Raw genomic sequence first — 17,475 nt, forward strand, 5'->3', positions numbered from 1 at the left:
TTTACCTATCCGACCGCCTTCCCGTGACCCGAACGCCGACTCCCCCCGACGCCTTGCCCGTGCCCCGCGGTACGCTGATGATCCAGGGCACCACGTCCGATGCGGGCAAGAGCACGCTGGTCGCTGGCCTGTGCCGTCTCGCGCGGCGCGCGGGTGCGCGGGTCGCGCCGTTCAAGCCGCAGAACATGGCGTTGAACAGCGCGGTGACCGTCGACGGCGGCGAGATCGGCCGTGCCCAGGCATTGCAGGCGGTGGCCGCGGGCATCGACGCGCACACCGACCTGAACCCGGTGCTGCTGAAGCCGACCAGCGATCGCGGCGCGCAGGTGATCATCCACGGCAAGGCGCGCATGAATCTCGACGCGCGCGCGTATCACGACTACAAGCCTGTTGCGTTCGAGGCCGTGCTGGAGTCCTACGCGCGGCTGCGCGCGGCGTACGACACGATTTTCGTCGAAGGCGCGGGCAGTCCGGCCGAGATCAATCTGCGCGAGCGCGACATCGCGAACATGGGTTTCGCGGAGGCGGTCGATTGCCCGGTCGTGCTGGTGGCCGACATCGATCGCGGCGGTGTGTTCGCGCACCTGACGGGCACCCTCGCGTGTTTGTCCGGCAGCGAGCAGGCGCGGGTGCGCGGCTTCATCATCAACCGCTTTCGCGGCGACATCGGCCTGCTGCAGCCTGGACTCGACTGGCTCGAGGCGAAGACCGGCAAGCCGGTGCTCGGCGTCGTGCCGTATCTGCACGGCCTGACACTCGACGCCGAGGACATGCTGCCGCCCGAGTTGCGCTCGGCGGCGAGCGGCGCGGCCCAGCGTCTGCTGCGCGTCGTTGTGCCGGTGCTGCCGCACATCAGCAATCACACCGATTTCGACGCATTGCGCGCGCATCCGCAGGTCGATTTTCACTATGTGCGCGCGGGTACCCCGCCACCGGCCGCCGACCTGATCATCCTGCCGGGTTCGAAGAACGTGCCGGCCGACCTCGCCTTTCTGCGCGCGCAGGGTTGGGGCGACGTGCTCGCTGGACATCTGCGCTACGGCGGCCGCGTGATCGGCATATGCGGCGGCATGCAGATGCTCGGCCGCGAAATTGCGGATCCGCATGGCGTCGAGGGCGCGCCGGGCACCTTCGCGGGCTTCGGCTGGCTCGATTATGCGACCGTGCTCACGCGCGACAAGACGCTGAAGAACGTGACCGGGCGCCTCGCGCTGCCCGGCGCGCCGGACGTCGCCGGCTACGAGATCCATATGGGCGAAACGCGCGGGCCGGCATTGGACACGCCGGCGCTGCGGCTCGACCGTGCCGCCGAGGGCGACGGGAGCGCGGACTGTGGGCGTCCCGACGGCGCGTTGTCCGCCGATGGCCAGATTCTCGCGACCTACGTGCATGGACTGTTCGACACGCCGGCCGCCTGCGCGGCGCTGCTCGCGTGGGCGGGCTTGAGCGATGCCGAGGCGGTCGACTATCCGGCGTTGCGCGAGGCGTCGCTGGAGCGACTGGCCGATACGCTCGCCGGGCACGTCGATATACACAGGCTGTTCGCGGCGGTGGGGTGACGCTTTGCGGCGGTCCTGCTCATCGGGTTGAACGCAATTGCGCCGCGGGCGGTGCGCTTAGTACAACACCATCTGCGTGCAACGGAACAGCGCGATCGCCTTGCCGTCTGGAGCTGTGACCGTTGCGTCCCAGACCTGCGTGCTGCGCCCGAGGTGCACGGCCTTTGCGACCGCGCGGATCGTGCCCTCGGTCGCGGTGCCGAGGAAGTTGCTCTTCAGCTCGATCGTCGTGAAGTTGCGCGCGTTTTCCGGCAGATGCGCGATGCATGCATAGCCGCACGCGGTGTCGGCGAGGCCGATCACGGTGGCCGCATGCAGGAAGCCGTTCGGTGCGAGCAGTTCCTCGCGCACGGTCAATTCGGCGGTCAGCGTGCCCTGGTCCACGGTCAGCACGCGCAGGCCCAGCAGGTCCGGAAGCTTGCCCTTCTGGCGCTCCTGCAGGCGTTCGACGGTGTATTCCGGGCGCAGTTTACTCATGTGATTCAGGTCCTTGTCGAAAAAAACGGCGGGTTGCAGCGGCCGATTCGCGATGCGGGGGTTTCGGCCGCGCTGGATTTGTCGATATTATCAACGGCTGGACCGGTGGGTGTACCTGGAACCCGACTTCGAACGACAGCGGTTGGAGTCCACCGGCGCCGGTCACAACGGATCGGCGGGTGCAAAGCAATAGCGCGGCAAACCGGCTGGCGGCGTCCAGCCTTCTTTCCGGGAGATTTCATGTCGGTGATCGTGGTGGCGAATCCGAAGGGCGGCGTGGGCAAGAGCACGCTATCGACCAATCTGGCCGGCTATTTCGCCGCGGAGGGCGAATGGGTCGCGCTGGCCGACCTCGACAAGCAGCACTCCGCGCACGCGTGGCTCGAATTACGGCCCGCGACGCTGCCGCCGATCGAAACTTGGGAAGTCAATCCCGACACGCCGGGCAAGCCGCCGAAGGGGCTCGAGCACGCGGTCATCGACACGCCGGCCGGCCTGCACGGTAATCGCATGAGCATCGCGCTCGATCTCGCCGACAAGGTGATCGTGCCGCTGCAGCCGTCGATGTTCGATATTCTCGCGACCCAGGATTTTCTCGAGCGGCTCGCAAAGGAAAAGGCGGTCAGGAAGGGCACGATCGAAATCGGCGTGGTCGGCATGCGCGTCGATGCGCGCACCCGCTCGGCCGAGCAGCTGCATCGCTTCGTCGAGGGGCTGAAGCTGCCGGTGCTCGGCTTTCTGCGCGACACGCAGAACTACGTGCAGCTCGCGGCGCACGGCCTGACGCTGTGGGACGTCGCGAAAAGCCGTGTGGAAAAGGATCTGGAGCAATGGCAGCCGATCGTCGAGTGGACGAACGGCGCGGTAGGGAAGAACTGAGGCGGGAGCAGGCTACCTACCCGCCATCAATCAGGCGACAAGCTGAGCCCCGCTCAGCTCCAGGCCTGGGTGGGCACGTGATCGCGGCTGCCCTTGATCTTGTTGTTTTCATCGACGAACACGAGGTCCGGCTTCCAGCCCGCCTTCAGCTCCGCCTCGTCGACCACCGCGAACGCCGCGATGATGACCAGGTCGCCGAGCTGCGCGCGCCGCGCGGCCGAGCCGTTCAGCGAAATCATCCCGCTGCCGCGCTCGCCCTTGATCGCGTAGGTCGAGAAGCGCTCGCCGTTGTTGATGTTCCAGATGTCGATGCGCTCGTTTTCAACGATGTTCGCTGCTTCGAGCAGGTCTTCGTCGATCGCGCAAGAGCCCTCGTAGTGGAGCTCGCAGTGCGTGACCGCGACGCGGTGAATCTTCGACTTCAGCATGTTGCGTTGCATGACCAATCCTGTGTGACGACTGTGGCGCCGAGAGTTGCGGCGTCAGATTTCGAGGTTGTCGATGAGCCGGGTCGCGCCGAGCTTCGCGGCGGCCAGCACGACGAGCGGTGCGTTGGCGTCCTGCGCGCCCGGAGCGATCAGGTTCGAGCGCTTGCGGATCGCGATGTAGTCGGGATTCCAGCCGCGCGCCGCGAGCGTCGCCTTCGCCGCCTGTTCGAGCTTCGCGAAGTCGCGCTCGCCCGCGAGCACCGCATCGCGCACGCGATTGAGCTCAGCGGCCAGCATCGGCGCCTCGGCGCGCTCGGCGTCCGACAGATAGCGATTGCGCGAGCTGAGCGCGAGGCCGTCGGTATCGCGCACTGTTTCGGCGGCGACGATGTCGGTCTGCAGCGCGAACTGGTGGCACATCTGGCGCATGATCATCAGCTGCTGGTAATCCTTCTTGCCGAACACCGCGACGCGCGGCTGCACGCACGACATCAGCTTCATCACCACGGTACAGACGCCGTGGAAGAAACCCGGACGGAACTCGCCCTCGAGAATGTCGCCAATATTGTGCGGCGGATGCACCCGGTATTCCTGCGGCTCCGGATACAGATCCTTTTCCGTCGGCGCGAACAGCACGTAGACATTTTCTTTTTGCAGCTTTTCGATGTCGGCTTCGAGCGTGCGCGGATATTTGTCGAAATCCTCGTTCGGGCCGAACTGCAGCCGGTTGACGAAGATGCTCGCCACCACCGGGTCACCGTGCTGGCGCGCGAGGCGCATCAGCGACAGATGGCCTTCGTGCAGGTTGCCCATCGTCGGCACAAAGGCCGTGCGATTCTGGCCGCGCAACTGGTCGCGCAATTCATGGATCGAGCTGATGACTTTCATGATCGGACAGGGAATGGCTCGCGCGGCGCGCGATCCGGTTGGCGCAAGACCTGGCGAAATCGCGCGGGCCGCTGCCTTACCGGTAATGACGGGTTCGGAGCGCGGATTGTAGTGGATTTGCGCAGCGGGTGCACCGAAACGCGGCCGCGCTCCAGAGCGGCGCACCGCGCACTCGCCGCGGATCACCCGCTGACGCCCGCCAGGCTTTGCAGTGACGGTTTTTCGCGAGTTTCCCGCAGTGCGGCCGACGCGCGGACCTCACGCGACGCTCACTCAGGCTGGCAGATACGCCAGCCGCACGTAAATCGGCGCGAACGGCTCGGCCTGCGTGATTTCGACGAGCGATTCACGGCATAGTTCGAGCACGGCGATGAAGTTCACGACCACGACCGGCACGCCACGGCTCGTGTCGAACAGATCGGAAAACTCGATGAAGCGCGCGTTCTGCAACTGCCGCAGGATCAGGCTCATGTGTTCGCGCACCGACAGTTCTTCGCGCGAAATCTTGTGATGCTGGACCAGCTTTGCGCGCTTGATCACGTCGGCCCACGCGGCGCGCAGGTCTTCACTGTTCACGTCCGGGAAACGCGGGGTGATGCTCTGCTCGATGTAGACCTCGGCGCGCAGGAAGTCGCGTCCGAGCTGGGGCAACTGGTCGATGCGCTGCGCGGCGAGCTTCATCTGCTCGTATTCGAGCAGGCGGCGCACCAGTTCGGCGCGCGGGTCTTCGGCTTCCTCGCCGGTGTCGGCCTTCTTGACCGGCAGCAGCATGCGCGATTTGATCTCGATCAGCATCGCGGCCATCAGCAGGTACTCGGACGCGAGTTCGAGATTGGTCTTGCGCAGTTGCTCGACGTAGCCGAGATATTGCGTTGTGACATCCGCCATTGGGATGTCGAGCACGTTGAAGTTCTGCTTGCGGATCAGATACAGCAGCAGGTCGAGCGGCCCCTCGAAGGTCTCGAGGAACACCTCGAGCGCGTCCGGCGGGATGTACAGGTCGTTCGGCAGCTTGAACAGCGGCTCGCCGTACAGACGCGCGAAAGCGACGCCGTCGACCGTGTCGGGCGTCGAATCGGTGGCGGGCGTGGCGAGCGCGGTGTCGGCGGGTGCCGGCGCTGGGCCGTGAACCGGGCCGTGTGCCTCGTCAGCGTGACTCATCGTCGGCGTGACTGGGGCGCTCAGAAGTTCTGGTAGTACGAGTAAGGCGTCTGTTCCACGCGCGAGGCCTTCTGCTCGGCGCGCTCTTCCAGATCGATCGGCTGTTTGTCCCACAGCAGCGCGCGGCCTTTGCGTTGCTCGGCCTCCAGATTGGGCTTCTGTTGCTTGAGCTGGTTCAGGAACTGGGTGATGTCCGATTGATACATGGCTCGACGTCCGTGGTGGGTAGGGTGGCGGCTCTTGGTCTGGCCGCTGAGCGGCGCCGCAAGGAGGGTGCCGTCGTCCGCGATTTTACCGCATGCGCCGCGCGCGGTCGAAAAACGCCGTGTGCCACCTATTTGTCAGATGGAGCGCGGAGCCCGGCCGGGGGGCACGAGAGAGGCCGGTGAGGGTCGCATTGTGGTCAAATAGCATGCCTCGATCGCGCAGTGCGGCGGGGTACGAGAATTCACCCACTGAGGCCGGAGGTCCTGTTTGGCGGGAGGTACGATCGACAGGCCGCGTGCGTGGCGCGGCCAGACCGGCCAGGCGAGCGTGCCCGCGCGTGAGCGCGCGGCGCTCGCGCGGCGCTGGCTGCGCGTGTCCTTCGCCTTCGGCCTCGTCCTTCTGATGCTGCTGGCCGCGGGCGAGACCCACGCGGCGCGCACGGCGCCGAGCTACAAGGTCGAGGTGGTCGCCGAGCCGCGCGCGCTGCGCAGGTTGCTCGAACAGCACCTCGATATCTCGCGTTTCGCGAAGCGCCCCGACGTCACCGAGGACCAGTTTTCGTTCCTGATCACCGCGACGCCGCAACAGGTGCGCGATCTCGCCGCGACGCAGGGCTATTTCGCGCCGCTCGTCAGCACCGACGTGCGCACCGTCGCCGACGTGCGGCAGGTCACCGTGCGCGTCGAGCCGGGCCCGCAGACCAAAGTCACGTCGGTCGATCTGTCATTTCGCGGCGCGGTGCTGACCGAGGACCCGTCGCGCGAAAACGCCACGCGCTTCGCGTTCTCGCTGCACGAGGGCCAGCCGTTCTCGCAAGGCGGCTGGGACGACGCGAAGAACGCGTCGTTGCGCGAACTGCAATCGCGCCGCTACCTCGCCGCGAAGATCTACCATTCCGAGGCGCTGATCGATCCGCGCACGCACACGGCGAAGTTATCGGTGATCTATGACAGCGGGCCGACCTTCACGATGGGCGAACTCGACGTGCAGGGCACGAAGCGCTATCCGGAGCGCATCGTCCATAACGTCAATCCGATCTCGCCGGGCGACATCTACGACACCCGCACCGTCGCCGAGCTGCAGCGGCAATTGCAGAACACGCCGTACTTCGCGAGCGTCGCCATCGACCTCGACAACGACCCGACCAAGCCACTCAACACGCCGGTGCACGTGAAAGTGTCGGAGTTTCCGTATCACAGCTTCCGCGGCGGCGTCGGCTATTCGACCGACAACGGCCCGCTCGTGCAGGGCGGCTACACGTATCTGAACACGTTCGGCGCGGCGTGGCCGTTCACCGTCGAGGGACGCGCCGACCAGACGCAGCAATACGGGCAGGTCCAGCTGTCGATGCCGCCGGGTCAGCACGGGTGGACCAATAGCGTGCTTGCGTCGTACACGACCACCGACGTCTCCGACACGCGCATCTACAGCATCCGCGGCGGCGTGCAGCGCTCGCGCACGTCGCAGTTTCTCGACTACAGCTACTCGCTGTTGTTCTACGACGACCAGCTCGACCAGAACGCGGCTCCGCCGACCCGCGCGCACGCGCTGGTGCCGGGATGGTCGTGGACGCGGCGCGACACCGACGACCCGCTGTTCCCGCGCCGCGGCAACCTGATCCACGTCGAGGCCGGCTTCGCGGTCAAGGGAGTGCTCGCCGACCAGTCGTTCATCCGCGGCTACGCGCGCGGCCAGCAGTATTTCCCGATCGGCGTCGACGACATCGTGCTGATCCGCGCCGAGCTCGGCGGCGTATTCACGAGCGGCAGCTCGAGCGGCATTCCGGCGTCGCTGCTGTTCCGCGCGGGCGGTTCGAACTCGGTGCGCGGCTACGGCTTCCAGAGCATCGGCAACGACGTCGCCGGCTCGATCCTGCCGACCAAATACCTGGTGACGAGCGCAGTCGAATACCAGCACTGGTTCTCGCACAACTGGGGCATGGCCACGTTCTTCGACATCGGCACCGCGACAGATACCTGGGGCGAAAAAGTCTTCTTTCCGGGCGTCGGCGTCGGCGCGCGCTGGCGCAGCCCGGTTGGCCCGGTCAATCTCGATCTCGCTTACGGGATTCGCAATAACAGCGTGCGGCCGTATATCACGCTCGGCATCGCGTTCTGACGTTTTGACAACATTCAGCTAACTCTTTCGCCACCTTATACGCCACCGCATTCACGCATGACCACCGACGTCACCGACCCGCCCTCCGCGCAGCCAGCCGGCCCCACGCCGCCTGAGCCGCCGGACGGGCAGCCGCCGCCCGACACGCCGCCGCCGAAGCGGCGTTGGGGCTGGCTGCTGCTGAAAGCGGTCGCGGGCACGCTGACCATGCTGGTGCTGCTCGCGGCGCTCGCGCTCGGGCTGCTGTACGGCGCGCTGACGACCGAGCGCGGCACCGCATACGCGTGGCACGCGGCAGTGAATCTGCTCGGCGGCCGGCTCGCCGGCACGCTCGACGGCGGCACGCTCGCGCGCGGCGTCCAACTGCGCGACGTGCGCTGGCGCAGCCTCGACGGCAGCGGCACCGACATCCGTATCGACAGCGTCGCGGGCAGCTGGGCGCTCGCGCGCGAGCCGTGGCGTTTCACGATCGACTATCTGCACGTCGGCACGATCGAGGCGCGAATCGGCCCGTCGTCGAGCAGCAGCGAGCCGCTGAAGCTGCCGCAGGATCTGCAACTGCCGATGCAGCTGGAGATCCGCGACGTGCAGGTCGAGCGACTGCTGCTGCACCAGGGCGCGTCGACGACGGAGCTGTCGCGTTTTGCGTTCCATGGACGCAGCGACGGGCGTCATCACGAGGCGGCCGTCGATCGGCTCGATACGCCGTTCGGGGCGCTGACGGCAGCGGCGAAACTCGATGGCGTGCGGCCGTTTCCGCTCACCGGCGAGGTCGGCTATTCGGGCAAGGTCAACGACGAAGCGGTGCAGGTGGCAGGCCACCTGAGCGGCACGCTCGAACAGCTGGTCGCCGAACTCGATGCGAGCAGCATGAAGCTCGCCGGCCACGCGCGGGTCGAGGCGGCGCCGTTCGCCCCCGTGCCGCTGCAACGCGCGACGCTGAGCTTCGACCACGTAAATCCGCAGGCTTTCGCGCCCGGCGCGCCGCTCGCCGATCTGGCCGTGCGTGCTGAGTTGCAGCCGGTGGAGCAGGGCGCGGCGGCTCCCGGCGCGACCAGCGCGGCCGAACCTTCCGCCGCCAGCCACCCGCACCACGGCTTCGGCGCCCACCACGAGCCGGCCAAACCCGCCGCAGGCTTTGCCGTCGCGGGCCACGTCTCGATCGTCAACGCGAAACCCGGCGCGATCGACCAGAAACTGCTGCCGCTGATCGATGCGAACGCCGACGTGCGCCTGGACGCCCGCGCGCAGAGCGTCTCGAACCTGAACGTGCGGCTCGTGCGCAACGCGACGCTCACCGGTGGCGGTACGCTGAGCGGCCGGCACGGCCAGTTCGATCTGAAGGTCGCGCGGCTCGACCTGAACGCGCTGCAGGCGACCGTGCGGCCGACGCAACTGTCCGGCCCGATCGGGGTCCGCCTGAACGACGACATCCAGACCCTGACGCTCGATCTCGCCGACCCCGCCGCCGCGCTGCGCGCGCAGGGCAAGATCACGTTCGACCCGGCGCGCATCAGCTTCAATGACGTGCGCGTTACGTCGGGCCGCGGCCGCATCGATCTGTCGGGCGCGCTGAAGCACGACGCGAACTCGACCTACAGCCTGAAGGCGCAGCTGACCGATTTCGACCCGCTGTCGCTGACTTCACAGATGCCCGCGCGTGCACCGGCCACCCCGTCCGGTGCGCCCGCCGCGAGCGGCGCGCAGCGCGCGAAGCCCGCGGCGGCACCCGCGCGCAGGATCGAGGCGCGCGTGACCGCCACGCTCGCGGCGGCCGGCGTGCTCGCCCCGGTCTTCACGACGCGCGCCGAATTCACGCTCGGCCCGAGCGTCTACGACGATCTGCCGCTCACGGGCGGCGGCACGATCCAGCTAGCCGGCTCGCGAATCCTGCCGAGCCACGCGAATCTTTCGGTGGCGGGCAACCAGGTGAATCTGCAAGGCAGCTTCGGTGCGGCTGGCGACCGGCTGCGCTTTGGCATCGACGCCCCGCAGCTCGATCGGCTCGGCTTCGGTCTCGCCGGCGCGGTCGAAGCCGACGGCGACGTCACCGGCTCGTTCGCGCATCCGAACGTCACGCTGAACTACAAGGCGGACAGCGTCGTGTTCGCGAGTAACCGCATCGGTCACGCGCAAGGCCATGCCGAGTTGCGCGACGGCGCGAACGGCGCGCTCGCGTTCACGACCGACGCGCGAGATGTCAGCGCGGGCGGCGTCGATCTGAGCACGCTGAGCGCCCGCCTGTCCGGCACGCGCGCGCACCATACGCTCGAAGCCGCCGCGACCGGCAAGCTGCAGGACCGTCCGCTGGATCTGACGCTCGCCGCCAACGGCAAGCTGACCGACACGCGCGACGGCACGCGCTGGGACGGCACCGTCACGCGTCTGCAGAATCGCGGCACGCCGGCGCTCAATCTTGAATCGCCGCTCGCGCTCAGCGCCGGGCCAGGGCACCTGACGCTCGGCGCGACGCGCCTGACGATCGAAGGCTCGGTGCTGACCCTGAAGTCGTTCGCGTTCGATCGCGGCCGCATCCAGTCGGCCGGCAGCCTCACCGACGTGTCGCTCGCGCACTTGCAGGAGCTGCGACGACAGATCACTGGCGAGTCGCCTGTCGTGCGCACCGACCTCGTATTCGACGGCGACTGGGACTTTTCGCTCGGCGCGACGGCGAGCGGCCATATCGAGCTGCGGCGGCGCAGCGGCGACGTGACGGTCGAGATCGGCCGCGGGCTCGCGTCGATGGGGATCGGCGCCATCCGCGCGCGCGCCGAATTCTCCGGCGGCAACCGGCTCGACGCGACCGTGCACGCGCAGGCGAGCCGCGTCGGCGTGATCGATGCCGATGCGCACACGCTGCTCGTGATGCGCGACGGCATGCTGAGCGTCGATCCGCAAAGCGCGCTGTCGGGCAACGTGAACGCGAACGTGCCGTCGCTGCGCACGACGGGCGGCCTGCTCGGCCCGAGCTATCTGCTCGACGGGCATCTTGCGCTGAAGCTCGCGCTCGGCGGCACGGTCGCGAAGCCGAACGTGACCGGCTCGCTGACCGGCGATGATCTGTCCGCTACGGTCGTGAGCCAGGGCGTGCAACTGAAGGACGGCGTCGTGCGCATCGCGCTGTCGCAGAATATGGTGGACCTCCAGCAGGTCGAGTTCCACGGGGCGAGCGGCACGCTGCGCGCGACCGGCCGCGTGCGCCTCGACAGTTCGGAGCCCGATCTGACCGCGAGCATCGTCGCGGACAAGCTCGATGTGTTCGCGTCGCCGGACCGCCATCTGTCGCTGTCGGGCAGCGCCAACATCACGAACGGCGGCGTGGAGCGCGGCCCTGAGATCAACGGCAGGTTCGTGGTCGACAGCGCGCTGTTCGATATGCCCGAGCAGGCGGCGCCGAGTCTCGGCGACGACGTCGTGATCATCCGCCCGGACGGCACCCGCTCGGGCGGCCGACCGCGGCCGACTGAAGGCGAACAGCGGCCAGCGAGCCCGTTCGCGCCGCGCGCCAACATCGAGATCGACCTCGGCAACAACTTCCGCTTCCGCGGGCAGGGCGCCGATCTCGGTCTCGCTGGCACGATCACCGCGACGAGCGCGCCGAACACACCGCTGCGCGCGGTCGGCAACGTGCGCGTCACGCCGGGTTCGACCTACACCGCGTTCGGCCGCAAGCTCGCGATCGAGAATGGTTTCTTCACGTTCAACGGTCCGGTCACGAATCCGGGCATCAACATTCTCGCGATGCGCCGCAACCAGCAGATCGAGGCGGGCGTGCAGGTGACGGGCACGCTGCAGGCGCCGGTCGCGCGGCTCGTGTCGGAACCGAGCGCGCCGGACAACGAAAAGCTGTCCTGGCTGCTGTTCGGTCACGGCACCGACCAGGGCAATAACCTCGGCCAGCAGAGCACGATGACGACGGCCCTCGCGCTGCTCGGCAGCGCGACGGGCAAGCGGATCGCGCAGACCGTCGGGCTCGACGAGTTTTCGATCGGCCGCAGCGACGTCGGCCTGACCGATCCGCAAGTCGTGATGGTGTCGAAGGCGATCAACGAGTGGCTCGTGATCGGCTACGAGCAGGGGCTGCAATCGGCGAGCAACGCGATCAAGGCGACGATCAATCTGTCACGGTACTGGTCGCTGGTCGTGTATGGCGGCACGTTCTATGGTGCGGACGTGCTCTACACGCGGCGCTTCGATCGGATCGCGTGGTGATGCAGACGGCGTAAAAAAAACGGCACGCTTCGGGAAGCGTGCCGTTTTCTCATGCCTGTTTGCGGCGAGGTGGGGCGAGTCGGCCGCCAGCGCCGCGCGTCACTTCACGCGCATGCCGGGCTTCGCGCCGCTATGTGGCTCGAGCACGTAGAGGCCCGGTTCGGCCTTCTCGTCCGCCGCCGACGCGGCCAGCACCATCCCCTCGGACATGCCGAACTTCATCTTGCGCGGTGCGAGGTTCGCCACCATCACGGTGAGCTTGCCGATCAGCTGCTCCGGCTGATACGCGGACTTGATGCCCGAGAACACATTGCGGGTGGTCTCTTCGCCGACGTCGAGCGTCAGTTGCAGCAGCTTGTCCGAGCCTTCCACCGCCTTGCAGTCGACGATCTTCGCGATGCGCAGATCGACCTTTGCGAAGTCGTCGATCGAGATGATGCCGGACGTGTCATCCTTTTCCGCCGCGGCGGCCGCTTTTGCGTGGGCCTTTGCGGTTGCCTTCGCGGCACCTTTCGCGTCCGCCGCGGCGGCTTCCGGCGTGGCCTGCAGCGAGTCGCGATTGGCCGCGAGCAGCGCTTCGATCTGCTTCGGATCGACGCGCGTCATCAGATGCTTGTACGCGTTGATCGGGCGCGCCGAGCTGAGGGGCACGGTGGCGTCGGCCCACACGAGCGGCTCGATGCCGAGGAAAGCCTCGACCGCTTCGGCGAGCTTCGGCAGCACCGGCTTCAGTGCGAGCGACAGCAGACGGAACGCCTCGATGCTGACGCTGCAGGTCTCGTGCAGCGCGACCGCGTTGGCGGGGTCTTTCGCCTGATCCCACGGCTTCGCGCTATCGACGTAGGCGTTGACCGAGTCGGCGAGCTCCATGGTCTGACGCAGCGCGCGGCTGTACTCGCGCGCCTCGTAGTGCGCGGCGATCTGGGGAATAGCGGCGCGCAGCGTGCCGAGCAGCGGATGATGCATCGCGCTGTCCTGCACGCGGCCGTCGAAGCGCTTGATCAGGAAGCCGGCCGCGCGGCTCGCGATGTTCACGTACTTGCCGACCAGATCGCTGTTCACGCGCGCCTGGAAGTCGTCGAGGTTCAGGTCGAGGTCTTCCATCGTGCTGTTCAGCTTGGCGGCGAAGTAGTAGCGCAGCCATTCCGGGTTCAGGCCGGTGTCGATCACGCTTTGCGCGGTGATGAAGGTGCCGCGCGACTTCGACATCTTCGCGCCGTCGACGGTCAGGAAGCCGTGCGCGAAAACGTTGGTCGGCGTGCGATGGCCCGAGAACTCGAGCATCGCGGGCCAGAACAGCGTGTGGAAATACAGGATGTCCTTGCCGATGAAGTGGTACTGCTCGGTGGTCGAACCCTTGCGGACCCACGCGTCGAAGTCGAGGCCGCGCTTTTCGGCGAGGTTTTTGAAGCTCGCGTAATAGCCGACCGGCGCGTCGAGCCACACGTAGAAATACTTGCCGGGCGCCCCAGGAATCTCGAAACCGAAGTACGGCGCGTCGCGCGAGATGTCCCAGTCGGCGAGCCTGGCTTCGCCGGCGTCGCCGAGCCACTCGCGCATCTTGTTGGTCGCTTCGGGCTGCGCGAGGCCGCCGACCCAGGCGCGCAGGAAGTTCTCGCAACGCGGATCGGACAGGCGGAAGAAGTAGTGCGTCGAAGTCTTGCGAATCGGGGTTGCTCCCGAGACGACCGAGTACGGATTGACGAGTTCGGTGGGCAGGTAGGTCGAGCCGCAGACTTCGCAGCTGTCGCCGTATTGATCTTTCGCGCCACATTTCGGGCATTCGCCCTTGATGAAGCGGTCCGGCAGGAACATTTCCTTGACCGGGTCATACGCCTGTTCGATCTCGCGCGCGTCGATCAGCCCCGCCTCCTTCAACGCGAGGTAGACGTTTTCGCTGAGCACTCGGTTTTCGTCGGAATCGGTCGAGTAGTAGTTGTCGAACGAAATGCCGAAGCTGTCGAAGTCGCGCTTGTGTTCCAGCCACACGCGATCGATCAGCTGTTTCGGCGTCAGGCCTTCTTTTTCCGCGCGCAGCATGACCGGCGTGCCGTGCGTGTCGTCGGCGCCGACGTAGTAGACCTCGTGGCCGTGCATTCGCAGCGCCCGGACCCAGATGTCCGTCTGGATATATTCGACCAGATGGCCGATATGAATCTGCCCGTTCGCATACGGAAGGGCCGACGTGACGAGAATCTGGCGGCGGCCGGACGGCGCGCCTGCTGGGAGATCGGTGGCGGGTGCTGACATAAGGATCGGGGGTGCCTGCGGTGGGACGAAACGATGATTTTAGCAGGGCGTACGCCTCACGCGGGCCGGGCGTGGCGGGCTGGACGGGCGGCGGGGAGGCTGCGGTGGCGAACCGCGACGCTGCCCGAAGCGGCGTGCAAAACCGTGCGGGCAAAAAAAAACCGGGGTCGATAAACCCCGGAGCAACAACGACAAGAGGAGAATGGTGACGTGACGGCTTCGCCAGCCACGTACCGTAAAGAGAGACCACGGATTTTCCGCGGAGTTCGAAATTTTTTTCGTTCCGTCGGCAAACCGATCCGACGGCCTGTTCCGGACGCCGGCCTGGCGTTTGCGGCTGAATAGGCCGGCGGCGCCTTCTGCTCGGGACTTGCCCTTATTGCGTCGCGTGCTGGGCGGTGGCGCGCAGGTAGATTTCGACGCGGCGGTTCGCCGCACGGCCGGCTTCGGTGTTGTTGTCGGCGATCGGCTGGTTCGGGCCCATGCCGGTGGCCGACAGGCGCTGCGGCGCGATGCCGCGTTGCGTCAGATAGCCGGTCACGCTTTCCGCGCGGTTGACCGACAGCGTCTGGTTGTATTGCAGCGAGCCGGTGCTGTCCGTGTGCCCTACGACGGAAACGACGACCTCCGGATTCTGCTGCAACGTTTGCGCGAGCTGGTCGAGCACCGGTGCGAACGACGGCTTGATCGCGTAGCTGCTGGTGTCGAACGTGACCGAGCTTGGGATGTTCATCTTGAGCGAGCCGTCCGGCTGCTCGGTGATCTGCGTGCCGGTGCCCTTGGTCGCGCCCGACATGCGGTTGCGAATATTGTCCCAGTTATAGCCGGTGACACCGCCGACCACCGCGCCGGTGGCCGCGCCGATCGCCGCGCCCTTGCCGCCGCCGAAGATCGCGCCGATTGCCGCGCCGGTGCCGGCGCCCACGCCGGTACCGACTGCCGTATTGGTGCCCTGTTGGGTTGCGCAACCCGCCACCAGCGAGCCGGCAACGGTGAATACGGCGATGCGAGTCATGATTTTTGCATTCATCTTCGTTTCCTTTCTAGTCCGAATAAATCAGCGGGTAGCGATCAGTCTATGCAGCGAACGTGACGACAATGCAGCGACCACCCAGAATGCTCGGTGAGCACTCCTGCGCCTTGCTCCGCGCGGTCCTACAGCGAAGAAGGGTCTTCGGGCACCGTCTGCCGTCAGACACTACAATAACGCCTGAAACACCTAGGTATGCGACCCTACGGCTTCCCGCGTGCCCCGAAGGGTGCCCGGCACGTCCGATTTGCGCAATCCTGCATAACAATTTCTTGCAATTCCGCCGCGTGGCCGATCCGTCCATCTCGCCGCGCCGCACCTCTTCCCCACGGAGTATCAATGAGTATCGATCGGGCATTGGTCGACACCGCCATCGCGGTCGTCGCTGACCCCAACACCGGCGCACCGTACGCGGCCGCGAAGAACATCCGCAACGTGGTTGTGGAGGGCGACGCGGTCAGCCTTCAGGTGACGCTCGGCTACCCGGCGAAAAGCCAGTTCGACGCGATTCGCCAGCAGTTCACCGACGCGCTGCGCCAGGTGCCCGGTGTCGCGAACGTGCGTGTCGAGGTTTCGCAGCAGATCGCCGCCCACACCGTGCAGCGCGGCGTGAAGTTGCTGCCCGGCGTGAAGAACATCGTCGCGGTTGCCTCGGGCAAGGGCGGCGTCGGCAAGAGCACAACCGCGGTGAATCTCGCGCTGGCGCTGGCGAGCGAGGGCGCGTCGGTCGGCATTCTCGACGCCGACATCTACGGCCCGTCGTTGCCGACCATGCTCGGCATCGAGGGCCGGCCCGAATCGCCCGACGAGAAATCGATGAACCCGATGACCGGCCACGGCGTGCAGGCCAACTCGATCGGCTTCCTGATCGAGGCAGACAACCCGATGGTGTGGCGCGGCCCGATGGCGACCTCGGCGCTCGAGCAGCTGCTGCGCCAGACCAATTGGCACGAGCTCGACTACCTGATCGTCGACATGCCGCCCGGCACGGGCGACATCCAGCTGACGCTCGCCCAGCGCGTGCCGGTCACGGGCGCGGTGATCGTCACGACGCCGCAGGACATCGCGCTGCTCGACGCGAAGAAGGGCCTCAAGATGTTCGAGAAGGTCGGCATTCCGATCCTCGGCATCGTCGAGAACATGGGCCTGCACATCTGCTCGAATTGCGGCCACGAGGAGCACATCTTCGGCGCCGGCGGCGGCGAGCGGATGGGCAAGGAATATGGCGTCGACGTGCTGGGCAGCCTGCCGCTCGACATCACGATTCGTGAACAGGCCGATTCGGGCAACCCGACGGTCGTTGCGGACCCGAACGGGCGCATCGCGGAGATCTATCGCACGATCGCGCGCAAGATCGCGGTGCATATCGCCGAGCGGGCGCGCGACATGAGCTCGAAGTTTCCGAACATCGTCGTGCAGAACACCTGAGCGGCCGTTCTGGCAAGGGATTAGACGCGATCTCAGCCCCTATTTTCACGTGCTCTCGGGGTATCATGTCGACTTCAAGAGTCCGGCCTGGCGGCCGCAGGGGCGGCCGCCAGGCCGGCAAGAGGATCGCATGGGAAAACGAATCGACGGGCACGTGGTGCATGCGTTCATCGTCCTAACTGCCGGCTGTGTGCTGTTGAGCGGCTGTGGCATATTCCTGAGACCACAGGAAAAGCGCGCAGACGCGCAATTGCTGCCCACTGTGGGCAATCAGGTGCACGGCCTCGTGACCTTTATCGAGCGCTCGGACGGCGTGCAGGTCACCTACAATCTCACGGGCTTGCCGCCTAATAGCGATCACGCGCTGCAGGTGCACGAGCGCGGCGACTGCAATGCCGCCGACGGCTCCAGCGCCGGTCCGGTGTTTTCGCCGGCTGCAGAGCGGCTCAAGGCAGGCGCGCGCGTCGAGGGCGATCTCGGCAACATCCATGCGGACGCGAACGGCGTGGCCACCGGCTTCATCGTCGCGCCGGACGTGTCGCTCGACGGCATCCGCTCGGTGTTGCAGCGCGCGGTGCTGCTGCACCGCGACGCGACCGACCCGTACGCGTACCCGCAGCATGGCGCGGGCACGGCGATCGCCTGCGGCGTGATTCGCCAGCAGTGAGCGGCGAGCGCGCTTCGGCCGCGAGGCCACCGCTGCGTGGCACCCCGCGCCACGGCGTCGCGCCAGTCGGCGGACACCCCTCGCCGGGCGCGCTCCGCGCCATTGGCGGCAGCATTTCCGTGATCGCGTAAAATAAGCGGCCTTCGCCGGCTGGGCGCCGGGCGCCGGCGC

The 17,475-nt window shown here is 66.8% G+C and carries 13 protein-coding genes; 6 read left to right on the forward strand and 7 right to left on the reverse strand.

From position 1 onward, the window contains the following. The first annotated feature begins 77 nt into the window (after positions 1 to 77). Entirely contained in the window at positions 78 to 1,559 is a 1,482-nt protein-coding gene (locus tag L0U81_RS03790) for a cobyric acid synthase (protein ID WP_233804201.1), read from the forward strand. Between the two features lie 57 nt (positions 1,560 to 1,616). Here the strand turns inward: L0U81_RS03790 and L0U81_RS03795 are convergent, their stop codons facing one another. Beyond that, complete coding sequence (locus tag L0U81_RS03795; RefSeq protein ID WP_233800250.1) at positions 1,617 to 2,036, reverse strand: PaaI family thioesterase; 420 nt, start codon at positions 2,034 to 2,036, stop codon at positions 1,617 to 1,619. Between the two features lie 240 nt (positions 2,037 to 2,276). Here L0U81_RS03795 and L0U81_RS03800 point away from each other — a divergent pair, with 240 nt between their 5' ends. Then, positions 2,277 to 2,915: a ParA family protein gene (locus L0U81_RS03800; protein ID WP_233800251.1), complete on the forward strand. Its 639-nt coding sequence runs from the start codon at positions 2,277 to 2,279 to the stop codon at positions 2,913 to 2,915. A gap of 53 nt (positions 2,916 to 2,968) precedes the next feature. Here the strand turns inward: L0U81_RS03800 and panD are convergent, their stop codons facing one another. The 4 genes from panD to L0U81_RS03820 form a co-directional block, all read right to left on the reverse strand. Next, positions 2,969 to 3,355 (reverse strand): aspartate 1-decarboxylase, encoded by a 387-nt coding sequence (gene panD, locus L0U81_RS03805; RefSeq protein WP_018431692.1) that lies wholly within the window; start codon positions 3,353 to 3,355, stop codon positions 2,969 to 2,971. 42 nt (positions 3,356 to 3,397) lie between these two features. Further along, positions 3,398 to 4,231, reverse strand: coding sequence for a pantoate--beta-alanine ligase (gene panC, locus L0U81_RS03810; protein WP_233800252.1), 834 nt, complete (start codon positions 4,229 to 4,231; stop codon positions 3,398 to 3,400). Between the two features lie 273 nt (positions 4,232 to 4,504). Further along, positions 4,505 to 5,392 (reverse strand): segregation and condensation protein A, encoded by an 888-nt coding sequence (locus L0U81_RS03815; protein WP_233800253.1) that lies wholly within the window; start codon positions 5,390 to 5,392, stop codon positions 4,505 to 4,507. A gap of 20 nt (positions 5,393 to 5,412) precedes the next feature. After that, complete coding sequence (locus L0U81_RS03820; RefSeq protein ID WP_233800254.1) at positions 5,413 to 5,598, reverse strand: DUF3460 family protein; 186 nt, start codon at positions 5,596 to 5,598, stop codon at positions 5,413 to 5,415. 268 nt (positions 5,599 to 5,866) lie between these two features. Between L0U81_RS03820 and L0U81_RS03825 the strand changes: the two genes are divergently transcribed. Further along, entirely contained in the window at positions 5,867 to 7,717 is a 1,851-nt protein-coding gene (locus tag L0U81_RS03825) for an autotransporter assembly complex protein TamA (protein WP_233800255.1), read from the forward strand. Positions 7,718 to 7,774: 57 nt separating this feature from the next. Beyond that, the gene (locus L0U81_RS03830; protein WP_233800256.1) at positions 7,775 to 11,929 is read left to right on the forward strand and encodes a translocation/assembly module TamB domain-containing protein; all 4,155 of its coding nucleotides are present in this window, start codon (positions 7,775 to 7,777) and stop codon (positions 11,927 to 11,929) included. A gap of 99 nt (positions 11,930 to 12,028) precedes the next feature. On the opposite strand, the gene metG is transcribed toward L0U81_RS03830, so the two are convergent. Next, positions 12,029 to 14,179, reverse strand: coding sequence for a methionine--tRNA ligase (gene metG / locus L0U81_RS03835; protein WP_233800257.1), 2,151 nt, complete (start codon positions 14,177 to 14,179; stop codon positions 12,029 to 12,031). A 376-nt stretch (positions 14,180 to 14,555) separates the two neighbouring features. Next, positions 14,556 to 15,209: an OmpA family protein gene (locus L0U81_RS03840; protein WP_233800258.1), complete on the reverse strand. Its 654-nt coding sequence runs from the start codon at positions 15,207 to 15,209 to the stop codon at positions 14,556 to 14,558. A gap of 339 nt (positions 15,210 to 15,548) precedes the next feature. On the opposite strand from L0U81_RS03840, the gene apbC reads away from it, so the two are divergent. Then, positions 15,549 to 16,637 carry an iron-sulfur cluster carrier protein ApbC gene (gene apbC / locus L0U81_RS03845; protein WP_233800259.1) on the forward strand — a complete coding sequence of 363 codons (1,089 nt, stop codon included), beginning with the start codon at positions 15,549 to 15,551 and terminating at the stop codon, positions 16,635 to 16,637. A gap of 130 nt (positions 16,638 to 16,767) precedes the next feature. Next, entirely contained in the window at positions 16,768 to 17,304 is a 537-nt protein-coding gene (locus L0U81_RS03850; protein WP_233800260.1) for a superoxide dismutase family protein, read from the forward strand. Positions 17,305 to 17,475 lie beyond the last annotated feature (171 nt).

This window comes from Paraburkholderia sp. HP33-1 (assembly GCF_021390595.1).
Classification (GTDB): Bacteria; Pseudomonadota; Gammaproteobacteria; order Burkholderiales; family Burkholderiaceae; genus Paraburkholderia.